The 25,556-nt window shown below is 54.2% G+C and carries 24 protein-coding genes; 17 read left to right on the top strand and 7 right to left on the bottom strand.

What is annotated here, in order from left to right; all coding sequences use genetic code 11:
* Window positions 1-19: 19 nt before the first annotated feature.
* Window positions 20-409: a hypothetical protein gene (locus C8N30_RS03480; RefSeq protein WP_025063110.1), complete on the bottom strand. Its 390-nt coding sequence runs from the start codon at window positions 407-409 to the stop codon at window positions 20-22.
* A 330-nt stretch (window positions 410-739) separates the two neighbouring features.
* Here C8N30_RS03480 and C8N30_RS03475 point away from each other — a divergent pair, with 330 nt between their 5' ends.
* Both C8N30_RS03475 and C8N30_RS03470 read left to right on the top strand, forming a co-directional pair.
* Entirely contained in the window at window positions 740-1,705 is a 966-nt protein-coding gene (locus C8N30_RS03475; protein ID WP_025063109.1) for a DUF6635 family protein, read from the top strand.
* Between the two features lie 66 nt (window positions 1,706-1,771).
* The gene (locus C8N30_RS03470) at window positions 1,772-3,049 is read left to right on the top strand and encodes a hemolysin family protein (protein WP_025063108.1); all 1,278 of its coding nucleotides are present in this window, start codon (window positions 1,772-1,774) and stop codon (window positions 3,047-3,049) included.
* Window positions 3,050-3,053: 4 nt separating this feature from the next.
* On the opposite strand, the gene C8N30_RS03465 is transcribed toward C8N30_RS03470, so the two are convergent.
* The 5 genes from C8N30_RS03465 to C8N30_RS03445 all read right to left on the bottom strand — a co-directional run bounded on the left by C8N30_RS03465 (window position 3,054) and on the right by C8N30_RS03445 (window position 7,774).
* A complete protein-coding gene (locus tag C8N30_RS03465) occupies window positions 3,054-3,677 on the bottom strand; it encodes an exopolysaccharide biosynthesis protein (protein ID WP_025063107.1) in 624 nt (207 codons plus the stop codon).
* A gap of 2 nt (window positions 3,678-3,679) precedes the next feature.
* Complete coding sequence (locus C8N30_RS03460; RefSeq protein WP_025063106.1) at window positions 3,680-4,141, bottom strand: pentapeptide repeat-containing protein; 462 nt, start codon at window positions 4,139-4,141, stop codon at window positions 3,680-3,682.
* Between the two features lie 47 nt (window positions 4,142-4,188).
* Window positions 4,189-5,163: a calcium/sodium antiporter gene (locus C8N30_RS03455; RefSeq protein ID WP_170151156.1), complete on the bottom strand. Its 975-nt coding sequence runs from the start codon at window positions 5,161-5,163 to the stop codon at window positions 4,189-4,191.
* A 519-nt stretch (window positions 5,164-5,682) separates the two neighbouring features.
* Window positions 5,683-6,957, bottom strand: coding sequence for a glutamate-5-semialdehyde dehydrogenase (locus C8N30_RS03450; protein ID WP_025063104.1), 1,275 nt, complete (start codon window positions 6,955-6,957; stop codon window positions 5,683-5,685).
* Between the two features lie 37 nt (window positions 6,958-6,994).
* The gene (locus tag C8N30_RS03445) at window positions 6,995-7,774 is read right to left on the bottom strand and encodes a pyrroline-5-carboxylate reductase family protein (protein WP_025063103.1); all 780 of its coding nucleotides are present in this window, start codon (window positions 7,772-7,774) and stop codon (window positions 6,995-6,997) included.
* Window positions 7,775-8,047: 273 nt separating this feature from the next.
* On the opposite strand from C8N30_RS03445, the gene proB reads away from it, so the two are divergent.
* The 15 genes from proB (at window position 8,048) to C8N30_RS19250 (ending at window position 24,132) form a co-directional block, all read left to right on the top strand.
* Window positions 8,048-9,208: a glutamate 5-kinase gene (proB, locus tag C8N30_RS03440; protein WP_025063102.1), complete on the top strand. Its 1,161-nt coding sequence runs from the start codon at window positions 8,048-8,050 to the stop codon at window positions 9,206-9,208.
* 289 nt (window positions 9,209-9,497) lie between these two features.
* A complete protein-coding gene (locus C8N30_RS03435) occupies window positions 9,498-10,571 on the top strand; it encodes a malate/lactate/ureidoglycolate dehydrogenase (RefSeq protein WP_025063101.1) in 1,074 nt (357 codons plus the stop codon).
* A gap of 34 nt (window positions 10,572-10,605) precedes the next feature.
* Entirely contained in the window at window positions 10,606-11,394 is a 789-nt protein-coding gene (locus C8N30_RS03430) for an SDR family NAD(P)-dependent oxidoreductase (protein ID WP_025063100.1), read from the top strand.
* Window positions 11,395-12,491: 1,097 nt separating this feature from the next.
* Window positions 12,492-12,956: an RrF2 family transcriptional regulator gene (locus C8N30_RS03425; protein ID WP_025063099.1), complete on the top strand. Its 465-nt coding sequence runs from the start codon at window positions 12,492-12,494 to the stop codon at window positions 12,954-12,956.
* Window positions 12,953-13,624, top strand: coding sequence for a Crp/Fnr family transcriptional regulator (locus C8N30_RS03420; RefSeq protein WP_025063098.1), 672 nt, complete (start codon window positions 12,953-12,955; stop codon window positions 13,622-13,624). Before C8N30_RS03425 ends, C8N30_RS03420 begins: the two co-directional genes overlap by 4 nt.
* Before the next feature lie 86 nt (window positions 13,625-13,710).
* A complete protein-coding gene (locus tag C8N30_RS03415; RefSeq protein WP_025063097.1) occupies window positions 13,711-13,923 on the top strand; it encodes a YgaP family membrane protein in 213 nt (70 codons plus the stop codon).
* A complete protein-coding gene (locus C8N30_RS03410; protein WP_025063096.1) occupies window positions 13,923-14,357 on the top strand; it encodes a YeeE/YedE family protein in 435 nt (144 codons plus the stop codon). The genes C8N30_RS03415 and C8N30_RS03410 overlap by 1 nt, the downstream gene beginning before the upstream one ends.
* Window positions 14,358-14,360: 3 nt before the next feature.
* Entirely contained in the window at window positions 14,361-14,798 is a 438-nt protein-coding gene (locus C8N30_RS03405; RefSeq protein ID WP_025063095.1) for a DUF6691 family protein, read from the top strand.
* A gap of 17 nt (window positions 14,799-14,815) precedes the next feature.
* Complete coding sequence (locus tag C8N30_RS03400; RefSeq protein WP_037967968.1) at window positions 14,816-15,697, top strand: MBL fold metallo-hydrolase; 882 nt, start codon at window positions 14,816-14,818, stop codon at window positions 15,695-15,697.
* Window positions 15,698-15,714: 17 nt separating this feature from the next.
* Window positions 15,715-17,388, top strand: coding sequence for a bifunctional protein tyrosine phosphatase family protein/NAD(P)/FAD-dependent oxidoreductase (locus tag C8N30_RS03395; protein ID WP_025063093.1), 1,674 nt, complete (start codon window positions 15,715-15,717; stop codon window positions 17,386-17,388).
* Window positions 17,389-17,444: 56 nt separating this feature from the next.
* Window positions 17,445-19,184 (top strand): SulP family inorganic anion transporter, encoded by a 1,740-nt coding sequence (locus C8N30_RS03390; RefSeq protein WP_025063092.1) that lies wholly within the window; start codon window positions 17,445-17,447, stop codon window positions 19,182-19,184.
* A gap of 304 nt (window positions 19,185-19,488) precedes the next feature.
* Window positions 19,489-20,004, top strand: a complete 516-nt coding sequence (locus C8N30_RS03385) for a 2Fe-2S iron-sulfur cluster-binding protein (protein WP_025063091.1) — start codon at window positions 19,489-19,491, stop codon at window positions 20,002-20,004.
* A complete protein-coding gene (locus C8N30_RS03380) occupies window positions 20,001-20,987 on the top strand; it encodes an FAD binding domain-containing protein (protein ID WP_025063090.1) in 987 nt (328 codons plus the stop codon). Before C8N30_RS03385 ends, C8N30_RS03380 begins: the two co-directional genes overlap by 4 nt.
* Window positions 20,984-23,182 (top strand): xanthine dehydrogenase family protein molybdopterin-binding subunit, encoded by a 2,199-nt coding sequence (locus C8N30_RS03375; RefSeq protein ID WP_025063089.1) that lies wholly within the window; start codon window positions 20,984-20,986, stop codon window positions 23,180-23,182. The genes C8N30_RS03380 and C8N30_RS03375 overlap by 4 nt, the downstream gene beginning before the upstream one ends.
* A gap of 806 nt (window positions 23,183-23,988) precedes the next feature.
* Window positions 23,989-24,132: a hypothetical protein gene (locus C8N30_RS19250; RefSeq protein WP_156949581.1), complete on the top strand. Its 144-nt coding sequence runs from the start codon at window positions 23,989-23,991 to the stop codon at window positions 24,130-24,132.
* Between the two features lie 17 nt (window positions 24,133-24,149).
* On the opposite strand, the gene gdhA is transcribed toward C8N30_RS19250, so the two are convergent.
* Window positions 24,150-25,499, bottom strand: coding sequence for an NADP-specific glutamate dehydrogenase (gene gdhA, locus C8N30_RS03365; protein WP_037967966.1), 1,350 nt, complete (start codon window positions 25,497-25,499; stop codon window positions 24,150-24,152).
* Window positions 25,500-25,556 lie beyond the last annotated feature (57 nt).

Here is a 25,556-nt window from a genome sequence, read left to right as displayed (position 1 = left end):
AGGGTTTGACTGTTTAGGGTCAGACCGCAGGCGGCCCCCGAACGGGGGGCAAGATATTCGACAGCAAAGATGATTTTGAAGTGTCACAGGCGCGCATGGCCTGTGTAGTGCCAGAGACAGGGTGTTGAAGGTCCGCTGTTAGGCCTGCGATGAAATTTGGTGTGTCATCGTCAGCGAAAAGCGGGCTTGGTTTCCTGTCACTCGCAACACGGTCATATGCAGATGCCCTGACCGATGCCATGCTCGACAACTCGTGCGCTATAGCATCGGTGTTTTGTGCTTGCTTCAGGCCATAAGGCCCCTGCGCAACCAGCAGTGCCAATGCAAAGCTCAACAGGGTGAGCAAACGAACCACGTTACGGCGCACTTCAGAAACGCTAACTGTCATCGCGGACGGCATACCAGTCATTCGTGCAAATCCCGGACCGGACTCAAAGAGGCGGAGGATTGGCTGGAACCCTGCAATTCGAGGGCTAGGAAAGTGCTGACGCAGTCCAACCGGACAACTCCTGACGGCGGATAGCATGCCTTGAATTTGTCAGATATGGTTGGGGCCTGAACTCCGCAAGATGTGCGTGAGAATAATCAGTGTGATTTCGCTGTCCGCATCTGAGTTATATTTGTGCGTAGCTTGAAAAATGCACATTTCGTAGTGATTTAATGGTGGTGATGCAGTGAAGTTTATTCCGCGTTTTGCGTGAAATCCTGTGAACAACGAGAAAGGATACGGTGACGCACTGTGATCATTTTGCCTGATGCAAAATCACGGCTCCATGAAAATGGTGCCAAGGGAGAGCGAGAGTATTTCACGGTGGTGCGCGCTCGCATTGACGGTTTCATCGCCCAGCATTTCCGTTTGCGCGGAGCGCTCGCACTTCACAGACATGCGATGGGGCTTGATATCTTGCGAGCGCCAATGAACGTTGTTTTGTCTCCGGTTCTGGTTTTGATCCGCATATTGGCCGCTTTGTGCGCAGGGTTGGGGTTGAATGCCTTTGCAGGCTGGCTTCGGGGACGGCGCATTTTGCTGCGCACTGCTGTTGCGGCGCAAGTCGAAGCCGCGGTTGTATCGGATCTGTTGGGCATTATGCTGCCACAAAACGGAGCCCGCGATAGTGTGGAGTTGTCCCAGATTATTCTTGCCGCACCACAATTTCGGGGCGGGTTTCGCGCAAAGGCTGATGTCGCATCTGTCAGGACATCGGCGGCTAGAGTTGCGGATGCTATCACGGAATACACAAGCGTTAGATCGGCGGTCGCAGATATTACAAATGCGCTGATCGCTTTGGTCATCGGCGGGCTGGTTTTCCATTCGGTTACGCCGGGGATGATCTCGATGGCGCCGGCGTTGGCCAATGCTCTTGCGCTGGAAACTGCGGTGGCTAATTTCCCGCTGGGCAAATCAGCGGGGGCGATGTGGTATGGGGTGTTCTCGGCCAGCGCCTCGCCGTGGCTGGTGGCGGTTGTTGTTGCCGCACTGCTGTTTGTGGGCTCTGTTATCAGCGCTTTTTCAGGCGTTCTTGCCGACCCGCTACAGGCGCGTCTTGGCATTCATCGCAGGCGGCTGTTGCAGTTTGTAGACGCAGTTGAGGATGAGCTCATCGGGGCAGGAACCATTGGGTACACTGCGCATGAACACTTCTATGCGCGATTTGTGGATGTTTGGGATGCTCTCGTGAGCGCTTTTCGCATCTTTCGCAGCTGATCTATTAATTTTTTCAATTCGCCCGTTATCAAAAGGGCCGATCTACCGGAATAAGTACAAAATATCATGTATTTCGAAATTTTTATCGTCATTTTGCTCACATTGCTCAACGGTCTGTTTGCGATGTCCGAGCTCGCCATTGTTACTGCACGCCCAGCCCGCCTTAAGCTTTTGGTGAACAAGGGCAGCAAGGGTGCTGCAACAGCATTAACGCTGGCAGCCAATCCGAACCGGTTTTTATCCAGCGTTCAAATCGGCATCACGCTGGTGGGCGTTCTGAACGGGGCTGTGTCGGGTGCGACGCTGGGTGCGCGCCTGTCCGGAGAACTGATTGCGCAGGGCATGTCGGCGGATATCGCACTTCCGCTTGGCGTTGGCACAGTGGTAGTTTTGATCACCTATCTATCGCTGATCGTGGGGGAGTTGGTGCCAAAGCAGATCGCGCTGAAAGCGCCCGAAGCCGTCGCAGCGCGGGTTGCTCCTATGATGAGCATGGTTGCGCAAGTCGCCTCGCCGCTCATCTGGGTTCTTGCCCGATCGGGACAGGCCGTGATGTATCTTCTGGGCCAGTCGTCCAACAAGGTTGCCAGAGTCAGCGACGAGGAGGTGCGCATGATCATCGCCGAGGCCGAAAGCACTGGTGCTATGAAGCCTGCCGAGGGCCGTATGATCGCTGGTGTTATGCGGGTGGCGGACCGTACGGCACGCGGCCTTATGACGCCGCGGCTTGATCTGGAAATGATCGACGTGACCTGCGGCAGCGCGGAGCTCATGTCTGTGTTGCACAATACGAGCCGATCCCGCCTACCTGTCTGGGAGGGAGAAAAGGATAACGTTATCGGTATTCTGCTGACCCGCGATATTCTCGCTCCTGCACTCGCTGGACAGGATTTTGAATTGCGCGGTTTGTTGCGCGAGGCGCCTGTGGTGCGTGAAGGTCTTCCCGCCACCGAGGTGATTGATCTGTTGCGGACGGCCCCCGCTCATATGCTGTTGGTCTATGATGAATACGGCCACCTGCAGGGCGTGATCACGCCAATGGACGTATTGCAAGCTATCACAGGAGAGTTTCCTGACGAGACAGAAGAGGACCCGAAGTTCGTAACGCGGGCGGATGGGTCTTTTCTTGTAGCTGGGTGGATGCCTGTAGACGAATTGGCCGAGCTTTTGTCGCTAGAGCCAGGAGCGGGCCGCGATTATGACACCGCTGCGGGCTTTGTGCTGGAGCTTTTCGGGAGGCTACCGCAAGAGGGTGAAACCATTGAGGTAGACAACTGGCGCATCGAGGTAGTCGACCTTGATGGGCGCCGGATCGACAAGTTGCTGATCGGCAAACGCGGTTAACCCATTAAAAAAAGCTCAGCATTGCAAAAGCACCAGCTGCAAACACGGCGGCGACTACCGCAAAGGAAGCGAGGCTGGTTGCAAAACCTGCCAACAGCCATAGGCCGTCCCGCTCGCTCAGGCTTAGCGCCAGCAAGATAACCGAGAGCGCAGGCAGGGTATTCCCGAAGGGTATCGGCAGAAACATAAAGACCGACATAACCAGAGCAGCGATCCCGATTGTCAGATCGGCAGCTTTTGGCGGTAGCATCCAGTAGCGGGGGCGGGCCAGTCGCTCCATCCATTCCACCCATGGTATCGCCCGCGTGACGATCCGCGCAAAAGCTGCATGATCGACAGAGCGCAGCCCGATTATATCTGGCAACCAGACCGAGGGCCGTCCTAGTACAAGCTGGCCCGAGATGAAGATAAGGGGAGGGCCCGTGATCACTGAACCGCCCGGAATGAAGAAAAACAGGTTTGGAAGCGCAAAGATAATGAGCAGCGGCACAAAGCTACGGTCACCCAGAAGACGAATGATGTCATTCAGCGAAATTCGCTCTCTTTGATCGGTCAATAACAGGCGCAGAACATTCGAAAACTTGATATCCACACGACCGGATGATGCGGGGAGCTCAGGCGAAAGCATCGTTATTCACAATCGGATTTATCCATAATGTCATCAGGCACCTGAGTGTTACATAAACGTGCGCCATCAAGGGACGTGCGCATCAGAATTGCACCCTCGAACACGGCACCACTCAGATCTGCGCCCTCGAAGGTCACATCCTCAAAGCGAGTCCCAACAAAACTGACGCCCTTCAGATCTGCGCCGTCAAAGCTCACGCGGCTTAGGGTGGCTCCGTCAAAAATCGCGATATTCAGCGCAGCGCGGTCAAAGCGTGTATCGGTGATTTGGGCTGAGGAGAGTTTAAGACCCGTCAGCTTACGGTCTGAGAAATCCTGTCCGTCGATCAGGCAGTCCTCACAGCTACCCATTACCTTGATGTTTGCAGAGCTGTCTTCTGTTTGCGCGATACCGGCAAAGGCGCAGGCAAACAGCACAATGCCCGAAAGTGCTAACGCAATAATCGTGTTTCGCACTTCGGGCATATGCCATTCCTTGAGTGTGATTTTGAAAAAAGTTGAAGACGTGGCGCTTATATTCCGGCTATCAGCCATCCAGTGTAGGCAGCATAGGCGGCGACGAAAGCAAACCCAGTGGCCCGACCGATCCGGCGCCATGCAATCACCGCAAGGATCAGCACAACCGTTGTAGCGGCCATGACCCACACGTCGAACTGGGCGATTTGGGGGGGTATCGGAATGGGTTGTACAAGTGCGGTAACGCCCATGATCCCGAGGATATTATAGATATTCGATCCGATAACGTTGCCGAATGCCAATCCGGATTCGCGTCGAAGTGCGGCCATAACAGAAGTGACCAGTTCCGGCAGGGACGTGCCTACTGCCACAACTGTCAGTCCGACGACTGTCTCGCTCATCCCCCACACCAGTGCGAGCGATACCGCTGCATCAACTGTCAGGCGCGCGCCCAGCACGGTGATTGCGATCCCCCCGAAGGCTAGACCGAGGGCAGGCCACACTGAGGCGGACTTTGCGAGAGTGTCAGGTGTCTCGTCCTGCACGGGCGAGGCGACATCGGTCCGGTAGGCGATCCCGATATAGACGATCAACGCACCCAGCAGAACGGCACCCAACCAGCGATCCAAAACGCCGAAGAGTATTACGCCAACGGCCAGCACGGTCGCGATCGCAAGGGCAGTACCATCGCGGCGGAATGCAACAGGATCAATCGCTATCGGCGCGATCAAGGCAGCGGCGCCAAGGATAAGCAGGACGTTTGCGATGTTGGAGCCGACGACATTACCGACAGCGATGCCGGGAAAGCCGGACCACGCCGCCTGCAAACTTGTAACCAGTTCCGGCGTTGATGTGCCGAAGCCGACGAGTGTCAGGCCAATAAGGAGGGGGGAGACCCCGAATTTTGAGGCGACCGATACTGCGCCGCGCACCAATGCCTCGCCACCTGCAACCAGCAGGGCGAAGCCAAGAATAAGTTGGAGATAATCCACGATGTTGGATGTCCTGTAATAGCAGGCCAAGGGGGGCATGTGATACGCGCACCCTGTGCCAGTAGATTGAAATGGGGGTCGCTCTGATCGCTTTTCAAGGGGGGCATCTCACAGATTTTTGCGGACCGAGTTTCGCGGAACCTGTGATGCAGGTTGGCACGCTCGGGCGAACATTCCTCGGCAACGAAAACGTCTGGATATCGCTGGGGGTTTAACCGGAACTGTTCCACTGATCGGGGCCTCTTTTTGGTGTTAAGTGATCTGGCCTGCTGTGAGGAACTATATGAATTTACTGTTGAGGCGACGGCAAAAAGAAATCTGCCGCGATTAATTCAAAGACGAGCTCATGCTGTTTTCGATGACACACGTTGGGCATAGCCAAAAAGGTAAGTATTCCCGCGAATGAAAAACTTCTCTTCGTGAGAGGCAAGAGCATCGCGGCGCAAGTCAGGGCGGTCGGGGCGAGGGTTGCTGCCCCGACTTTTAAACTGCGTTCTCATCTGACTGTACGAAAAGGCCGCTCCAGCGGAGACATGGCATGTTGCGTAAACTCAGCGTCTATGGTCGTTGCTGACCATCCCCAAATACAAGATATTTAAAGCTTGTCAGTTGCTCTGCTCCGACGGGTCCGCGTGCGTGCATCTTTCCTGTCGCAATACCAATTTCAGCTCCCATGCCGAACTCGCCACCATCCGAAAACTGGGTCGAAGCGTTGTGCATTACGACAGCTGAATCGATGGCACTCATGAATTGTTTTGCAGCCGCCTTATCCTCGGAGATAATCGCGTCTGTGTGCCCTGATGAATGGTCCTGCACAAATGCGATGGCCTCGCTCAGGTCTGCGACGATCTTCACAGAGATAATGTTGCTCAGATATTCCGTGTCCCAGTCTTCCTCGGTGGCAGGGGTGATCCCCGCTAGAATATCTTGTGCCTCTGCATCGCCGCGCAGTTCACAATCCCCCAGAGCGTCTTCCAGAAGTGGCAGTACTTTGGCTGCAACTGCCCTGTCGATGACGACACATTCCGTTGCTCCGCAGATCCCCGTCCTGCGCATTTTTGCGTTCTGGACAATCCCCACGGCTTTCTCAAAATCTGCGCTTTCATGGATGTAGCTATGGTTGTTGCCATCCAGATGCAGCAATGTCGGCACGCGGGCCTCTTTTTGTACCAGCGAGACCAGCCCCCGTCCGCCTCGGGGAATTGCCAGATCGACAGTATCCGTACTTTGTAAAAGGAGCTTAACCGCCTCGCGGTCTTTGGTGTCTACAAGCTGTACGGCGTCTTCGGGCAAACCTGCCGCCTTCAGTCCTGCGGCCAGACACGCAACGATCTCACGCGAGGAATGCAGGCTTTCAGAACCGCCGCGCAGGATTACAGTGTTACCTGATTTTATGCAAAGCGCACCCGCATCCGAGCCGACATTTGGCCGCGATTCGTAAATCATCGCAATAACACCTATCGGGACACTTACCCGGTCGATTTTCAGGCCGTTTGGCCGGTCAAAACTCGCAAGCATGCGCCCTAAGGGATCGGATTGATCTGCTATGGCATCGACGGCATCCGCCATGGCAGCTACGCGGTTTTCTGTCAGCGTAAGGCGATCAATAAATGCGTCATCCCTGCCGCTAACGCTGCTCAGATCGATTGCGTTTGCAGCCAGAATTTCGCGCGTGCGGAGGCGCAGTTCTTTTGCCGCCTCTTTCAACGCTTGATTGCGCTGCTGCGCAGTAGCCATGGCAAGCTTTTGCGCGGCAGCTTTTGCCCTGCGGCCAAGGTCAGCTACTATTGCTGTTACGTCCATATTATTCGTGTCGTTGCTCATATCATTCATATCGGCTCTCCTGTCTGGTGCGCCTAAAGCGCAGGATTTATTTTAATTCTGCGGCGCGTCGGTATGCGGCCTGCACGGTGTCATTCAGAAGCGCGTCCAATTTGCCGTCACGTCGCAACTCGTCCAGTCCGGCCTGCGTCGTGCCGTTTTTGCTCGTGACCGAGTTCCGAAGATCCTCGAGGGACGCATCAGACTGGCGGGCGGTTTCAACCGTGCCCGTTATCGTATCGAAGACAAGCGCGCGGGATGTTTCCTCGTCAAAACCCAAGCGCTTGGCGGCTTCGACATAGCTGCGCATAATCTCGAACACATATCCCGGCCCGCTTCCACTCACAGCGGTGAGCCGGTCAATTTCGTCCTCGCTGCCAAGGGGGACGCAGCGGCCTGTCTGGGCTATAAAGGCAGTAACGTCTGAGACCTGTTGTTTTGTGCACGCCGGATTCGCATAGAGCCCTGATACCCCCAATCCAACCATTGCAGCCAAATTGGGCATGACGCGGATAATCGCGGCCTTCCCTACAATACCGATTAATGTCTCAATGCTGCAACCTGCAGCGATCGAGACGAAGCAGCCGCCCGGTTTCAACGCAGGAATGTAATCGGGAAGCAGGTCAGCGATCATCTGCGGCTTGATAGCGATAACGATGACGTCAAATTCTGCAGACGGCAAGGATGTCGCTTTTGTGACATGAGTTATGCCTTCCGGCAGGTCTGTGGCCGCGGGATCGGCGACTGTAAATGCGTTGCCGTCGTGGTTGATCCACTGGCGCAACATCGCGCCGCCCATCTTGCCGCATCCGATCAAAAGTATCTTCAATTTCGGTCTCCTTTATCTTCGGCGAACCTCTACACAACTTGTGCTGCACCCTTTCAACAAAGCGCTGGTTCAACCGGTGAATTTCTATCCGCGCTAAACGGAGCAAATCCGCATAAATCGCGCTGCACTGCAGCAACCTGTTTGCATTCCCACACCGGGGTCGTGCTATACGTGGCGCTAACACCTGAACGAGGTCTTGCTATATGGCTGCATCCAAGGACGCAAACAGTTAGTATTTATCCTCTTAAAACAATTATATACCGGAGATATTACATGTCTACGAAGAAAAAAATCGTCGTAAAAATCGGATCAAGCCTGCTTGCCAATAGTGATAACCTTACCCTGCGCTACGCTTTTATGAACGGTCTTCTGAGCGATCTCGCACAGCTTCAACGTGAGGGCCATAACATCATTTTGACCTCGTCCGGCTCGGTTGCGCTGGGGTTGAATATGGTCGGAAAACGGCCCGAAGACGCGGGTGTTCTGGACAAACAGGCCGCCGCTGCATGTGGTCAGCCGCTGCTGATGAACGCCTACCGGCAGGTCGCATCAGAGTACGATCTGGAGGTGGCGCAGATGCTGGTGACCGTCGAAGATATGGAAGAGCGCCGCCGTTTTCTGAACATTAAAAACACCATGCTGAGATTGTTCGAAAACGACATCATGCCAATCATCAACGAGAACGACTCAATCGCCACACGTGACCTTCGTGTGGGTGACAATGACCGTTTGTCAGCCAAAGTGGCGCAAATGGTAGAGGCGGACGAACTGATCATTCTGACCAGTGTCGAGGGTCTTTATGACCGCGACCCGTCAGATCCGGACGCAGTTTTCATTCATGAAATCGAAGACGTCAGCGAGCATCTGGAATCAACGACCGGTATCAGTGCATTGGGGAGCGGGGGCATGCTTACCAAGATGCATGCGGCAAACATGGCGCAGAATGCTGGCGTCGAGACGATCATCGCCGAGGGCATCATTGAACGCCCCGTATCTTCCGTACTCAATAAAGAGCGGCGGTTCACCCGCTGTCTTGTGCGGGGCGAGACAGCGTCGCCGCTGAAAGTCTGGCTTAGCAACCGCTTGCAAGTCAGTGGTACGCTTGTCGTATCAAACGAAATTGCCGAAGAAGTTGTCAAAAAGAAGCGCGGCATCAGCCGGATGGACATTATCTCGCTGCAGGGGGATTTCATGAAGGGCGATGTGCTGCATGTTTATAACGAACTTGGCGAGGAAATTGCGCGCGGCCTGACAAATTTTTCGTCAGAAGAGACGATGCTGCTGGCACGCCATTTGGATATGCCCGTTGAGAATGTCATCGGCTATAAGACGAAAAGTGATATCATTGGTGCGGAAAATATCCTTGTACTGGAGGAAAATCATCTTCCGCTCGAGGCGCCCGAGCACGATCAGAAAATCGTTATTCCTGTGTAAATACACCAATTCGGTCCTGCCTCGTCGTTTGTGGTAGCGGGGAGGTCAGGCAGGCTGCTTGCATGATGAAAAGACCTTTTTCAGGGGGAAAAGGCGCATTGGACGCGCCTTCTCCCATGCTGGCTTCCATGATCTGTTCATCGGCGGCGTCTAACTTTGCAAAAACACGTTATTTGCAAACGCACCTTGACGGCCCCCAGGTCTGGGTACTGAAATGGCGCCATGAAAGCGCGAGTCCACCATCCGGGAGTGGGCCGGCCCGCGGATGGTTGAACGGAGTATAACCTGAATGAACATATCTGCCGACGACTTGACCAAGATCGCTGAATCCATTCTCGCTGCGGCCAGCGGGAATGTGGCGAAAGCCGAAAAAGTTGCCAAACGCCTCGTTGATGCCAACCTTACCGGCCACGACAGCCACGGCGTGGGGATGATTCCCGCCTATGTTGACGGGATACTGGCACAGCAATTGCATCCGGATGCTGACGCGAAAATTGTCGAGGATAAGGGGCCATTTCTGCTGGTGGACGGTCAGTATGGCTTTGGCCACATTGTCGCCGAACAGGCCATGAACCATGCAATCGAGCGGGCAAAAAGCAATCACTTTGCCGTTCTCTCGCTGCGCAACAGCTTTCATCTGGGGCGTTTGGGAGATTGGGGTGCAATGGCGGCGGAGGCAGGATTTATCTGTATCCTTTACGCAAATGTGCAATCCCCGCGGCCTATTGTTGCCCCCTTTGGCGGTAGTGATGCGCGGTTCGTGACAAACCCCTACTGCACAGCAATTCCAGCGACTGAAAAGACCCCTATGTTCTTGTTGGACATGGCCACCAGTACAATTGCGATGGGGAAGGCGAGGGTGGCGAACCTGAGCGGTAATGAGGTGCCGGACGGCGCGTTGATCGATGCCAAAGGCAATCCAACCAATGACCCATCCGTAATGTTCGATGACAGGGGCGGGTCCCTGACAACGTTTGGCCAGCACAAGGGCTTCGGGCTGGCGCTTCTGGGGGATATTCTGGGCGGATCGTTCAGCGGAGGAGGGGCTTACCTCCCGGAGCGCGAAATTCCCGCCAGCATCACAAACAATATGTTGGCAATTCTGATCGACCCTGATGTTTTTGGTATGGCTGAAGCCTTCGGTGTCGACATGGACCGCTATGCACAGTGGGTCAAATCATCCCCACCGGCACCCGGTGTGGACGCGGTTCAATTCCCCGGTGATCCTGAACGAAAAACCGCACAAACACGACGTGCCAACGGAATCCCCCTTGATGCGGGAACAATGGCGCAACTATCCCAAGCAGCAGTCAAAGCGAACGTGCCTTTAGCACAGATGGGTGCGCTGACGGATCATGAGTAATAATTGATGGCGCAACTATAAGAAGGAATGTGCAATGGCCGATCTCGATGGACGTATTGCCTTGGTCACCGGTTCGGCCACAGGCCTTGGCCGCTCGATCGCAGTAAAACTCGCAGAGCGTGGTGCAGATGTAATCATCAACTACTCGCGTTCGTCTAAAGAAGCAGAAGAAGCTGCCGATCTGTGCAGGGATGCCGGATCCCAAGTCGAAGTCGTGAAGGCGAATGTTGCTGATCCTGAGGGCTGCAAGGCATTGGCAGAAGCGGCAGCGCGAAGGGGGCGTCTGGATATTTTAGTCAACAACGCCGGAATTACCCGCCATGCGCGCGATCACTCCGATCTGGACGCCCTATCAAAGGCTGATTTCATGGACACGTACGAAGTCAATGTGGTCGGCCCTTATTTGATGCTGCAAGCCACCAAGTCACTTCTTGTGGCGGCGCATGAAACGACAAAACGTGCCAGCACCGTCCTGAACACATCCTCCATCGCGGGCATCAAGGGGATCGGGTCTTCCGTTGCTTATGCGGCGACCAAAGGTGCATTGAACACAATGACCCTATCGCTGGCGCGCGCCCTCGCTCCGGCCATTCGCGTCAACGCCATCTGCCCTGGTTTTATCGCTACGCGCTGGTTCAAAGATGCGATGGATGAAGACGCGTTCGAGCAGACGGTTCAGGCTGTCGAGGCTAAATGCGCATTGGGTGTTGCATCAGGACCGGATGATATTGCGGATGCAGCTCTTTTTTTCCTGTCTGACGCATCACGGCATGTGACGGGTGAGCTGTTGTTGGTCGATGCCGGGATGCATCTCAATCGCTAAGCTAATTACCATCGAGGGACCGAAAAGGCATTTGGGTGATGTTCCTCTTCAGATTGGTGATGCGCTAAGAAACCAGAGGGCGTGAGTATTATTGTCAAGGACTATGGAGGCCAGAACGAGTGTTTGTGCCAGAAGAAACCACAGGCGTTTGTTAGGAGGGGCGGCTTTTCTGATGGGGGACCGTTTGGCTTAACATCGGGATAGAAACTGAACCCGATGCCGATGAAACACAAGACGAACATGCTCACCTCCGCTTGGGAGGGGATTTCGTTCTCGCCTGCATGGGGCAGCCAAAAAATATTCGCGGTTTAGCGATTATCGCACTGCGCATCAGGACAATAACGATGCTGATAATAAAAAATGTGCCTGCGTCCGGATCCCAAGCGTAAGTTCGGATTAGGCGCGGCAACCAAACTTCTGTTTTCCGCATAATCCATGCTGGCGCTAAAAGGGTATATCCCAAAATTAGAATGGTACCGCGTCACCTGCGAACAGCGCGGAGTTCAGATTGCGGTCGAGCATCATTCCTATGCGACCGTAGCTGAACAGCGGATAAAAAAGCGATCTGCCAACGGCCTTTCGGAACAGACGGGCCAGCTCTTTGACCTCTAGCTCGCATGAGTTTCAATCCTGCTGTTTCGTTCCTGTTCGAATGGATCGTGTCTTAAAGCATTGGCAATCTTCCGGTTAGGATCGGCGCAAATGCTGAAGACAGACTTTGTAGTCTGGGGGGAGTTCACATCCTTGATCGATTTTGCTCTCGGCTGAGAAGGGGTCGGTCGACAGATAGGTAGTACTGACCCCGCGTGCGGAAACCTAATCGACCCTTCGGGCATTCCGAGCCCATGTGGATGAACTTATCGGTGTGAAATTTGCGGAACGGTTTAGAAAATTGCCCCGTTCGTAACGTTCCAACGGTGAACAATATCGGGCCGGTGATAGTGCCTGTTCTAACGTCCAAGACAGCATCGCTGGTTCCCGGCTTGTTTCCGTTTATCCTAGACCCGAAATAGGTGCTTTACGCTGGCAGCTTAACCAGCGGCATTTGCAAAAGAAATATTTTGAATGTACCTTTTGCTAAGGCAAAGGATTCACCCATGAAGCTCACAAGCTACACAAACTACGCGATGCGTTCTTTGCAGCTTGCTGCGCTCAAATCGCCAGACCTCGTCCGGATTGATGATGTGGCGAAAATCCATAATTTGTCGCGGCCCCATGTCACGAAGATTGTCCACGAGTTGGGCAAGGCCGGGTACCTGGAAACAGTGCGGGGCCGTAACGGGGGCTTCAGGCTTGCCCGTGCAGCGGATGAAATTGTCATCGGTGAAGTGGTGCGGATTACCGAAGGCCCGCTGGAGCTTGTCGAGTGTTTCAACCCCGAAAAAAATACCTGCCCACTGATCGGTATATGTATTTTGTCGCGGAAGTTGCACGAAGCCACAGCTGCATTTCTGGCAGTCCTCGATGATCTCACAGTCGCTGATATTACTGCAAACCGTGGTCGGCTATTGGATCGCATCGCGCCCCTTGAGGTGCCAAGATTTGGGAATTCTGGCCAATGAACCATGATTTACAATGGCTTGACAGGTTTGCGGGATTGTCGCGGCTTGACCAGTCGACAAAGAACCTTCTGTTGACGCGAAGCGAAATCGTGAAGGTTCCGGAAAACACAACGATCTTTGGACCGGGCAACTCCCCCGAAAACATGTTGTTTCTTCTGGACGGCACCGTACGCGTTCAACAGGTGTCAGAGACGGGCCACGAGATAGTCCTTTACCGGATCGAGGCTGGCCAAAGCTGTGTGCTCACGACGGCCTGTTTGCTTGCGTATGAGGATTATTCCGCCGAAGGCGTTACTGAAACAGCCGTCGAGGCCGCTGCCATCCCACGCGATGTTTTTGATGATCTGGTCGCCCAATCCAAGCCCTTTCGGGATTTTGTTTTTGCAGCGTTTTCAAAAAGGATCACGGACCTGTTTTTGATAATCGACGAAGTCGCCTTCCAGCGCCTTGATGTGCGTCTTGCGGACAGGTTGATCAAGCTGTCGAACAATATGGACAAGGTGATCACGACGCACCAGAAACTCTCGGTCGAACTTGGAACAGCCCGCGAGGTGATATCGCGGCAACTTCAGGAATTTCAACGCCGCGGATGGATCGAGCAAGCACGCGGAAGTGTTAGCCTGCTTGATCGTGTGCAGCTCGAACAGCTCGCAGACCATCACGCATAAGAAATTTTGGATGTTTGGTGACAAAGTCACCAAGATACTGCCTGCCAAAGAGCTATCGTGAATGTATCTTTAGAAGGAGACGCAAAATGATTACGAACCTTGGCACTGTTGATCGCGCATTTCGCCTGGTCCTAGGCATCGTCCTGCTGGCCCTACCGTTCATGAGCGGGCTTGCATTGTTTGAATCTGTGGCAGCTACGATTGTCTCGGTCATCGCTGGTCTGATCATGATAGGCACTTCAGCCATGAAGTTCTGCCCGCTGTACCGCATCTTTGGCATAAGAACGTGCAAAGTTTGATGATAGAGACGGTTTTCACACCGGTTCAGTCGCTTGTTGGCGGGGCCCTGATCGGCCTTGCAGCCGTACTTTTGATGGCGACGATGGGCCGTGTCATGGGAGCGACAGGAATTCTTGCTGGCGTGTTCCACCCCGTAAATCTGCCGGACTGGTCATGGCGTGCCGCGGTGCTGGCGGGCATGATTTCGGGGCCGCCTTTAGTGGCGTTGCTGACAGGGCAAATGCCTGCGGTGCAGGTGCCGACTTCTGCGACAATGCTTGTGGTTGGCGGTTTTATTGTGGGGATAGGTGTTACATTTGGTTCGGGCTGTACATCGGGTCACGGTGTTTGCGGGATGGCGCGCCTGTCGCCACGCTCGATCGTCGCAACCCTCACTTTCATGGTTACTACTGCGATCACGGTTTATGTGATCCGCCACGTTTTGGGAGCCTGACAGATGCGTATCATCCTCTCGTATTTCATCGGCCTTATTTTTGGCACCGGTATTTCTATTTCGGGCATGGCAAATCCCGCAAAGGTCATCAATTTCTTCGACATTGCGGGCATGTGGGATCCAAGCCTTGCGTTTGTGATGGGGGGTGCCTTGCTGGTCACCTTCATTGGTTACCGCATTGTTCTCAAACGTCCATCACCCCTTTTGCAGAGCAGTTTTGAGGTGCCTACACGCCGTGATCTTGATCTATCGTTGATCGGTGGGTCGGCGGTTTTCGGCATCGGTTGGGGTATTGCGGGGTTCTGCCCTGGTGGCGCGCTGCCCGCGCTGGGTACGGGACGCACAGAAGTTTTCATCTTTGTTGCGGCATTGGTTGCAGGGATTTTTGCGGCAAAAAAAATGCAGGCGATGATTTCAGATCGGGCACCTGCCCAAGCTTAATCCGAAGGAGAAATCAAATGACTTATCCGGTAGACATGTCGGTAAAAGCGGACGTTTCAGCCCACTTCGACGAGGCAACAAACACGATTACCTATATCGTGAAGGACCCAGACAGCGACCACTGTGCTGTGATCGATAGCGTCATGGACATTGATTACGCCGCAGGACGGATCACCTACGTCGCAGCAGATAAATTGATTGCGGAAATCCAGGAGCGTGGACTGGTCGTTGACTGGATCATCGAAACCCACGTTCACGCCGATCACCTCAGTGCAGCGCCCTATATTCAGGACAAGCTGGGCGGCAAAATCGGTGTCGGCGAAAAAATCATGGTGGTTCAGGAAACCTTCGGCAAAGTGTTCAACGAAGGGACCGAATTCCAGCGCGACGGGTCCCAGTTCGACGCATTGTTCAAAGACGGCGATACCTATATGATCGGCGGTATGCAGGCCTTCGCCATGTACACGCCCGGCCACACACCGGCGTGCATGGTACACGTTGTCGGAAATGCTGCGTTTGCGGGTGATACCCTGTTTATGCCGGATGGCGGGTCAGCGCGCGCGGACTTCCCCGGTGGTGATGCAGGCGAGCTTTTTGACAGCATCATGAAGGTTCTGTCACTGCCCGACGAGATGCGCCTTTTCATGTGCCACGATTATGGCCCCAACGGCCGTGCGATCCAGTGGGAAACCACGGTAGCAGCCCAAAAATCCGACAATATTCATGTTGGCGGCGGCAAAACCCGCGAAGATTTCATTAAATTCCGAACCGAACGTGATGCCCAACTTAGTGTTCCGAAACTCATCATTCCATCGCTACAGGTGAATATGCGGGCCGGACACATGCCAACCGATAAAGACGGCAGGCCCATGCTGAAAACGCCGATCAATGGATTTTGAACAGGAAGAAACGTATCATGCGAATGAAACAGCTTACCGGTGAATTGTCCGTCAGCGACCAGATCATGCCGGCCGATATGCAAGCCATCAAAGATGCAGGTTTTCGCGCAATCGTCTGCAACCGGCCTGACGGTGAAGGACCGGATCAGCCGACCTTTGCACAAATAGAGAAGGCAGCCGGAAAGCTCGGCATTGACGCACTCTATGTGCCGATTGTTTCAGGTAAATTAGCGGATGCCGATATAGCAGTATTTGATGCCGCATTAGCCAAATTGCCTGGTCCTGTTCTTGCTTATTGCCGCACGGGCACCCGCTCGGCCACGCTCTGGTCGTTGGAGCAATCGGGAAAGCGGAGCCTCGCGGATATACTCTCTGCGACCAAGGCCGCCGGATATGATATGGGCGGTATTGTCCGCCGGATCGTCAATGGCGGCATGACCCCGACCGATACGGGCGGCGCCAGCTATGAGGTTGTTATTGTCGGCGCAGGGGCAGGCGGGATCGCCGCTGCGGCCAGTCTAAAGTCGCGCAAACCCGGCCTTGAAATTGCGATTATTGATCCAGCGGATATTCATTACTATCAGCCCGGCTGGACAATGGTGGGCGGCGGTATATTTGCCGCCGAGGAAACATCGCGTACGATGGGGTCGCTGATCCCGAAAGATGTTCATTGGATCAAGGCAGCGGTTGCAGCGTTCGAGCCCGAGAATAATGCCATCATTCTTGAGGGGTGCCGTGTCGTAAAATATGGCCGCCTGATTGTGTGTCCGGGTATCAAGCTTGACTGGGACAGTGTGGAGGGGTTGGTTGAAACGCTTGGCCAAAATGGGGTCACGTCCAATTACCGCTATGATCTGGCGCCCTATACATGGCAGCTTGTAGAGAGAATGAAGCAAGGGCGTGCGATCTTTACGCAGCCCCCTATGCCGATAAAATGCGCAGGAGCACCACAAAAGGCGATGTATCTGTCAGGTGATGCGTGGCACAGGCGCGGCGTTCTCGATAACATAGATATCGAGTTTAACACTGCAGGTGGGGTGCTCTTCGGGGTTAAGGATTATGTCCCGGCGTTGATGGAATACGTAAAGAAATATGACGCTAGCCTAAACTTCTTTCACAATCTGATTGCAATCGATGGCGCGGCTCAAAAGGCGTGGTTTGATGTTTCCAAACCCGATACTCCGGTGGAGCGCGTAGAGATGGAATTTGACATGATGCATGTCTGTCCACCCCAAACCGCACCAGATTTTATTCGTGTGTCCGCCCTTGCGGATGCCGCAGGATGGATTGATGTGGATCAGGCCACTTTGCGTCACAAAACCTATGATAACATCTGGTCACTGGGAGATGTAATGAACGCTCCAAATGCCAAGACGATGGCAGCGGCACGTATTCAAGCGCCTGTTGTCGCGGAGAATATCATAGCCGACATGCGTGGAGGAAACCCTGTGGCGCAATATAACGGCTATGGATCATGCCCGTTAACTGTGGAGCGTGGCAAGATTGTCTTGGCCGAATTCGGCTATGGCGGGGTGTTATTGCCAAGCTTTCCCAAGGTGGTCATCGACGGCACGAAGGCGACCCGCGCGGCGTGGTTCCTGAAGGAAAAGATCCTGCCACCTGTTTATTGGAAAGGCATGCTCAAAGGACGAGAATGGTTGGCGAAACCAGAAAAAATCGCGGTCGAATAGAACGGAATTGATCCTGTGTGTTGAGCGCACAGGAGTTTCACAGAGCCGAGAGTAATATGGATCCCGAACTAGCGCGTTATCTGCCTATTCTGAAATGGGGGCGCGGGTACACCAGCACCGCATTGTCCAATGATTTAGTTGCCGCGTTAATTGTGACGGTTATGCTGATACCGCAATCTCTGGCCTATGCGCTTCTCGCTGGGCTGCCGCCGGAGGCCGGGCTTTATGCTTCCATTGTGCCGATCATGCTCTACGCTGTTTTCGGGACCAGCCGCGCACTGGCTGTTGGTCCTGTGGCGGTCGTATCCTTGATGACTGCCGCGGCGCTGAGTAATATCGTTGAGCAAGGCACCATGGGATACGCGGTTGCAGCCTTGTCGCTGGCCGGATTATCCGGCGTCATACTCTTGGTCATGGGGCTGTTTCGATTAGGTTTTATCGCGAACTTTCTGTCGCATCCGGTCATCGCAGGGTTCATCACGGCATCGGGCATCATTATCGCTGCCAGCCAGCTGAAACATATCCTCGGCATCAATGCGCAGGGGCATAACCTTTTTGAGCTGATCATCTCGCTCGTGGCGCATCTGTCCGAGATCAACTGGATCACCGCCAGTATCGGCATTCTCGCCACTGTTTTTTTGTTTTGGGTGCGCAAGGGCTTAAAACCTTTGCTTCAAAGTTTTGGTGTTCCGTCTTCCGCAACAGACGTTCTGGTAAAAACCGGCCCTGTGTTTGTTGTCGTCGCGACTACTCTTTTTGTTTGGGGGCTGGATCTGGCCGATAAGGGCGTCAAAATCGTGGGCGTAGTACCGCAAAGCTTGCCACCGCTGACACTCCCTTCGTTTTCGCCTGATCTTTTAGGGCAACTTCTTTTACCTGCCTTTCTTATTTCGATCATTGGCTTTGTGGAATCCATTTCGGTGGCGCAAACCCTTGCCGCCAAAAAACGCCAACGGATCGATCCGGATCAGGAGTTGATCGGCCTTGGCGCTGCCAACATCGGCGCGTCGTTGACTGGTGGTTTTCCGGTGACGGGCGGCTTCTCGCGGTCGGTCGTCAACTTTGACGCAGGCGCCGACACACCCGCAGCGGGCGCGTTTACCGCAATAGGATTGGCAATCGCGGCCCTCGCGCTCACTCCGCTGATATTCTTCCTGCCCATAGCGACATTGGCTGCAACGATCATCGTCGCGGTGCTCAGCCTCGTTGATTTCTCGATCCTGAAGCGCAGCTGGACTTATTCCAAGGCCGATTTTTTGGCTGTTCTGGCTACTATTCTGGTCACCCTTGCACTGGGCGTCGAGGTGGGGGTCTCAACCGGGGTGGCTCTGTCTGTGCTGCTGCATCTTTATAAATCGTCAAAGCCGCATATTGCCGAAGTCGGTCAGGTTCCTGGAACGGAGCATTTCCGCAATATCTTGCGTCACGATGTGATCACAGACCCGAGCATTGTTACCCTTCGGATCGACGAGAGCCTCTACTTTGCAAATGCCCGCTATCTTGAGGACAAGATTCACAACCGTGTCGCCGGAGATAAAAATATCCGTCACGTTATCCTCCAATGTTCCGCAATTAATGAAATCGATCTGAGTGCGCTGGAGTCGTTAGAGGCCATCAATGAGCGGTTGGGGGAAATGAACGTTCAACTCCATTTATCTGAAGTCAAAGGTCCGGTAATGGACCGTTTGAAGCGCGGACACTTCCTTGCACATCTGACAGGCAAAGTATTCCTCTCCCAATTTGAGGCAGTCAGGGAGGTCGGATCAGGGGCGGCTTTGAACAATACTCCCGGCTGAGCAGCAAAGCGCAGCGAGCTTTGCACTTTTCCTTAGCAGCAATGAATTTCCGGCAGGCGTGGCTAATGCCGCACCAAAGGAGAAGGAGGTCAGGAAGTGTGCGCACCTAACGAGGTGGGCGCCTGAATGCTTTGTGTTCTCTGATAGTCCCGTCATTCGTCAGTGCGCGCTGAACCAGCATTTGACCGGACACGCGGTGAAACATTAATCAGGAACCTTCGCACGATCCATTTGTTGGTCACCCAGATATTCAAAGTTCAAGATTTGAAAAAAATCCGGGTTGAACCAAACAAAAGAGGTCGCCATGACGCGCAGCACATCCCTTTCGATCAACGGCAAAGATCATCACGTCGATGTTGATAACCGGACCACTCTACTGGATCTGTTACGTCATAATCTGAATTTAACAGGCACCAAAAAAGGCTGCGACCATGGTCAGTGTGGCGCCTGTACGATCTTGGTGAACGGGCAACGCATCAACTCCTGCCTCACGCTTGCTTGCATGCATGACGGCGATGAAATTACCACGATCGAAGGTTTGGGCACCCCTGATGATATGTCCCCGTTGCAGCGGTCATTCGTCAAAAACGACGGTTTTCAATGCGGCTACTGTACGGCGGGCCAGATATGTTCAGCGACCGCGATGTTGGAGGAGGTCAAAGCCGGATGGCCGTCTAATGTGTCTGCATCTTTGGCGGGGGTATCCGACCTATCTGATGAAGAAATCTCGGAGCGGATGAGTGGAAATTTGTGCCGGTGCTCGGCGTACACAGGAATCGTAAACGCTATCCGTGAAGCCGCAGAGGAGAGGGGTCAATGAAATCATTTGAGTATGAACGTGCCGGATCTGTTGCGGACGCAACAAAGGCTGCTGCTGTAGACGGTGCAACGATCATCGCGGGTGGCACCAACTTGATTGATCTGATGAAACTTGAGGTGATGTCGCCCGACACATTGGTTGATATCAACCGGTTGGATCTTCACGATATATCTGTTGATGAACATGGCGGGCTGCGGATCGGGGCGCTTGTCACGAACAGCGCACTCGCCGCGAACGAAATTGTCAGACGTGATTACGAGGTTCTCGCGCGCGCCTTGCTTGCCGGTGCGTCAGGACAGTTGAGAAATAAGGCTACCACGGGAGGTAACTTACTCCAACGGACGCGTTGCGCCTACTTCTACGACACTGCAATGCCTTGTAACAAGCGCGCTCCCGGAACTGGGTGTCAGGCGCGGGACGGTTTCAATCGCATTCTTGCCGTGCTCGGAACCAGCGATCATTGTATTGCCACCCATCCGTCCGACATGGCGGTCGCTATGATGGCACTCGACGCCTCGGTTGAGGTGCAAGCGTCAGATGGTGATCTGCGTACCATCGCGTTGGGTGATTTATACTGCTTGCCGGGTAGCACGCCCGAAATCGAAACAGTCCTTGCAGCAGGGGATTTGATCACGGCGGTTACATTGCCCAAGCCTAAGGGAGGAAGGCATATTTATCGCAAGGTAAGGGATCGTTCTTCCTATGCTTTCGCACTGGTGTCTGTCGCAGCTGTCGTGAAGATGAACGACAACGAAATCGAAGATATAGCACTGGCCTTTGGCGGTCTTGCGCCAAAGCCATGGCGCAACCCATCTGTCGAGGGCGCGCTAAAAGGACAGGTGCCATCACCTGAGCTATTCGATGAAGCTGCTGACATATTACTGGCGAATGCTACCGGATACGGCGCAAACGATTTTAAAATTCCACTAACACGACGCACACTAAAAGCCGTGCTAAAGGCCGCTACGGAGGCAAACCAATGACCGTGCATCACAAAATGGACCGCCAGTCCGACGATGTTTTATCCGATATGGCGCAGGGCGTCATCGGCACCGGCGCGCCACGCGTTGATGGACCGGCAAAGGTTACCGGACAGGCGAAATACGCCGCCGAGATTGGTGACGGTACCGAGGCCGTTGGTGTGTTCGTGCGTGCGACCATAGCCAAGGGCAGCGTGAAGTCGGTAGACAAAGCTGCAGCGCTGGCGATGTCCGGCGTGGTGTCGGTTATCACAGACGAGCGCCTGTTGCGAAATCCCGCGCAGGGAACAGCCAACGAAGCGCCCATCCAAGGGGCATCAGCTGTCAGCTACTTCGGTCAGCCGATAGCGCTTGTTGTTGCCGAGAGCTTTGAGCAGGCTCGCCATGCCGCACAACACATTACTGTCGAATATGACGCCGATGATGCGGTGACTGACCCAACCGACGAGAATGCACAGTTCGATGTGCCGGATGAAAAGCAGACAGAGCAGGGCGACGTAAGTACAGCAATGGCGCAGGCGGCGTTCAGTGTGGATGTAAATTACACAACACCTTCCCAAAACAGTGCAGCGATGGAGCCACATGCCTCTATTGCGCAGTGGGAGGGTGATGAGCTGACACTGCACGGCTCCTATCAGATGTTGAAATATAACCGCAATGAGTTGGCAGATGCGCTGGGCATCGCGGCGAAACATGTTCGCATCGTTGCGCCTTATGTCGGCGGCGGCTTCGGGTCAAAATTGGGTATTGCACCCGAAGCCGTTGCAGCGGCCATCGCGGCGAAAGAGCTGGGCAGGCCGGTTCGTGTCGTAATGACCCGGCCACAGGTTTTCGAGACGACGATGCGGCGAAGTTCGACGCAACAGCGCCTGAGGCTGGCCGCAGATTCTGATGGTAACCTGACCGCGATAGGCCACGATGCTACCGTATCAAACCTGCCTGGCGAAGAGTTCAGCGAGCCCGTCGCTCTGGCAACCCACTTCCTTTACGCTGGGAAGAACCGGTCCTACGCGCACCGCATTGCGCGGATACATCGGACTTGTGCGGGTTCTATGCGCGCACCGGGCGAGGCGGTCGGGATGCTTGCGCTTGAAAACGCGATGGACGAACTGGCTCACAAGGCGGGAATTGATCCTGTTGCTTTGCGCGTTCAAAATATTCCGGAAAAACACCCCGAAAGCGACAAGGAGTTTTCGTCGCGCAGGTTTGCAGAGTGTCTGACGCAAGGCGCGGAAAAATTTGGCTGGTCCGCGCGGTCTGCGGTTCCAGGGCAGGTGCGTGATGGCGAATGGTTGATTGGTATGGGCGTTTCATCTGCCGCCCGTGGCAACATTCTGTCCGAAGCGAAAGCGCGGGTCATACTGCATGCTGATGCTTCGGTCACCATTGAGACCGACATGACCGATATCGGAACGGGATCTTACACCATTTTCGGTCAGATCGCTGCGGAAATGTTGGGATTACCGCTTTCAAGCGTTACCGTGAAGTTGGGCGATACCGATTACCCTGAGGCCGCCGGTTCCGGTGGGTCGTGGGGTGCAAGTTCTGTAGGGTCCGCTGTGTTTTTAGCCTGCCAGAGCCTGCGCGGCGATATTGCAAAGCTGGTGGGCACCGATGCTGCCGACATTACATTAAAAGATGGTGTTGTGACGGCAGGAAACGTTCAGAGACCTTTGTCTGAGACGCTTTCAGTCGATTTGATCGCTGTCGGCCACATTGAGCCGGGCGACATGAGCGGTGCCGTCGAGCATGCAGGTTTTGGCGCGCATTTTGCGGAAGTGGGAGTGAACGCCGTCACAGGGGAAACGCGTGTCCGGCGCATGCTGGGCGTGTTTTCCGCCGGCCGCATTCTGAACGAACAGACTGCGCGGTCGCAGTGCTATGGCGGGATGATCTTCGGCATCGGGGCAGCTCTCACCGAAGAGATGGTGCACGACCACCGTGACGGTCATATCGTTAACCACAATTTGGCCGAGTACCACATTCCGGTAAATCTCGATGTGCCCCAACTCGAAGTCGAGTTTCTGGAAGAACGCGACAGCTGGGCCAATCCGATCCAGGCCAAAGGTGTTGGTGAACTAGGAATTTCCGGCGCTGGAGCGGCAATAACCAACGCTATTTTCAACGCGACAGGTGTGCGAGTCCGCGACTACCCTGCAACGCTGGACAAAATCCTGTCTGAGCTGCCGGAAGCATAATTTATGTGCGAGATCGGTATGTATACGATCCCGCACATTTACCAAGATCGGGGCCATGTATCGAGAAATTGGTCTTTGCCATCTTCGATCGTGAACGTATGCCTCGCATTATCATCGTCCACGCGCTCCTTACCTGATGCGGTGCATAAAGCCCTGATCTGGTGTCTTAAAATTCAATTTAAGTTTATCCGTTCTGGAGATTTTGCGCTATCGGCATCCGTTACCTGACTGATCTTGCGCGCATCGGTTGCTATGAGAATGGCGATTATCCGAGTGTGGATGAAACGTGCGTCCGAGGTTGTGACCTTTCATACGATTAAAGATGAGACTACGCCCAAATCGGCATCATGACCTCCAAACCACTCGTACCAGCACGATATCATTGGGACCCTGAACAGCGCTTAGATATTCAGTAGCCTTTTGCGGACGGAACAATCCTTTCTCCCTGTACTGGATTTGGGCAATTCTACTCGGCATACACGACGATTTCTGGCGGCAGCCGGTTTAATCGCCTTGTGTAGGATTACCGGAATTTGTCGGGACGGGTGACGGCTCAAGAACATTTTGTGACAGGGCGGTACATCTCGAATACGTTCATGATCCGATGGCTTTCCTTGTGCTGGCGGTTCAACACATCTTTGCTGGTGATTACCACATTGGGGCTCGGCCCAGTGTGCCGTGTGCAACGACTGTAATCACGCTTGGGGCACCAAATCCGACCATACCCTACATGCCTTGCGAGCCGCCCGTAAACTTTGACTATAAAAGCCTCACCTTAATAATGCCGCTCAAGGATCAACTCTTCGATGAGCTTTCGGCGACCTGATGATATCGACGGTCTGCTCATCATGAACGCTGTAAGTGCGCTCGCTGCTGTCCACCGCAGCGCATTTCGCAAATGGGTTTTGAGGCTCTATGTGGGCTGCCTTTCAACCTTGATTACTCTGTAGGCAGGGCGGCTGATGGGTTATCCTATGCCCTGTGCGACCATTGCGTCCGCGACTTTGCGAAACCCTGCGATATTGGCGCCTTTGGAGTAATCTATCTTCCCGTCACGGGTCCCCTCATCGACGCACGCGGCGTGAATGTCTCTCATGATTTGATGCAATGCCTCGTCCACTTTTTCGGCGCTGATGGGCCGGTTCTGACGGTTTTGACTGATCTCCAATCCTGATACCGCAACACCTCCTGCATTGGCGGCCTTACCGGGGGCAAATAACACTCCCGCGTCTTTGAATGCTTTCTTTGCCTCTGCTGTGCAGGGCATATTGGCACCTTCGACCACTGTCTTGATTCCGTTTTTAATCAGGGATTCCGCATCATTCCCCAGAAGCTCATTTTGTGTGGCACAAGGAATGGCCACATCTGCCTCCAATCCCCATGGTTTCTTCCCCGGGTGCCACCTAGCACCAAACTCTTTTGCATAAGGCTCAAGCGAACCTCCAGATTTGGCTTTGTGCTCGCGTACCCACGCGATTTTTTCCGCAGTCAACCCTTCGGGGTCGTGGATGAAGCCTGAGCTATCCGACAGGCTGATCACGCTCGCTCCAAGATCTAGCGCTTTTTGCGCGGCATAAGTTGCCACGTTGCCCGCGCCGGAGATTATGAGAGATTTGCCGTCGATAGCATCGTCATGTTGTTCAATCATCTGCGACAGGAAGTAAATTACGCCGTAGCCTGTTGCTTCGGTTCGCATTTCACTGCCGCCGAATGTCAGACCTTTGCCGGTCAGAACGCCCTGAAACTGGTTGGTGATACGGCGGTACGCGCCGAACAGGTATCCGATTTCACGGGCACCAACGTTGATATCGCCTGCGGGTACGTCTGTGTGCGGCCCGATGTGGCGGTACAACTCTTGCATAAATGCTGCACAAAATCGCATAATCTCCTGCTCCGAGCGTCCGCGTGGGTCAAAATCAGCGCCACCCTTGGCGCCGCCCATCGGCAATCCGGTCAATGCATTCTTGAATGTTTGCTCGAACCCGAGGAATTTGAGGACAGACGTGTTAACTGACGGGTGAAAACGGAGCCCGCCTTTATAGGGGCCAATCGCACCATTGAACTGGACGCGGTACCCGCGGTTCACCTCGATCGCTCCCTTGTCGGTTTGCCACGGAATCTGGAATGTGATTTGCCGTTCCGGCTCTACCAGTCGCTCGAACACATTCGCCTCCTTATAGATAGCGTGTTGATCTATAACGGGTTTGATATCTTCCATGACCTCAATTACGGCCTGATGGAATTCGGGCTGGTGGGGCGCGTGATGATCAAGGTAGTCTTGCAGACTTTCGTGTTTAGCGTTCAAAGAGAAGCTCATTGCGTGTCCTTTAGAGTTCTTAAAAAATGACCGCGCTTGCGCCGAGGTCCTGCTTTC

Source organism: Sulfitobacter guttiformis (assembly GCF_003610455.1).
GTDB classification, from domain to species: domain Bacteria; phylum Pseudomonadota; class Alphaproteobacteria; order Rhodobacterales; family Rhodobacteraceae; genus Sulfitobacter; species Sulfitobacter guttiformis.
The sequence above is the reverse complement of the archived record's forward strand: the minus strand, read 5'-3'. Positions and strand labels throughout refer to the sequence as shown.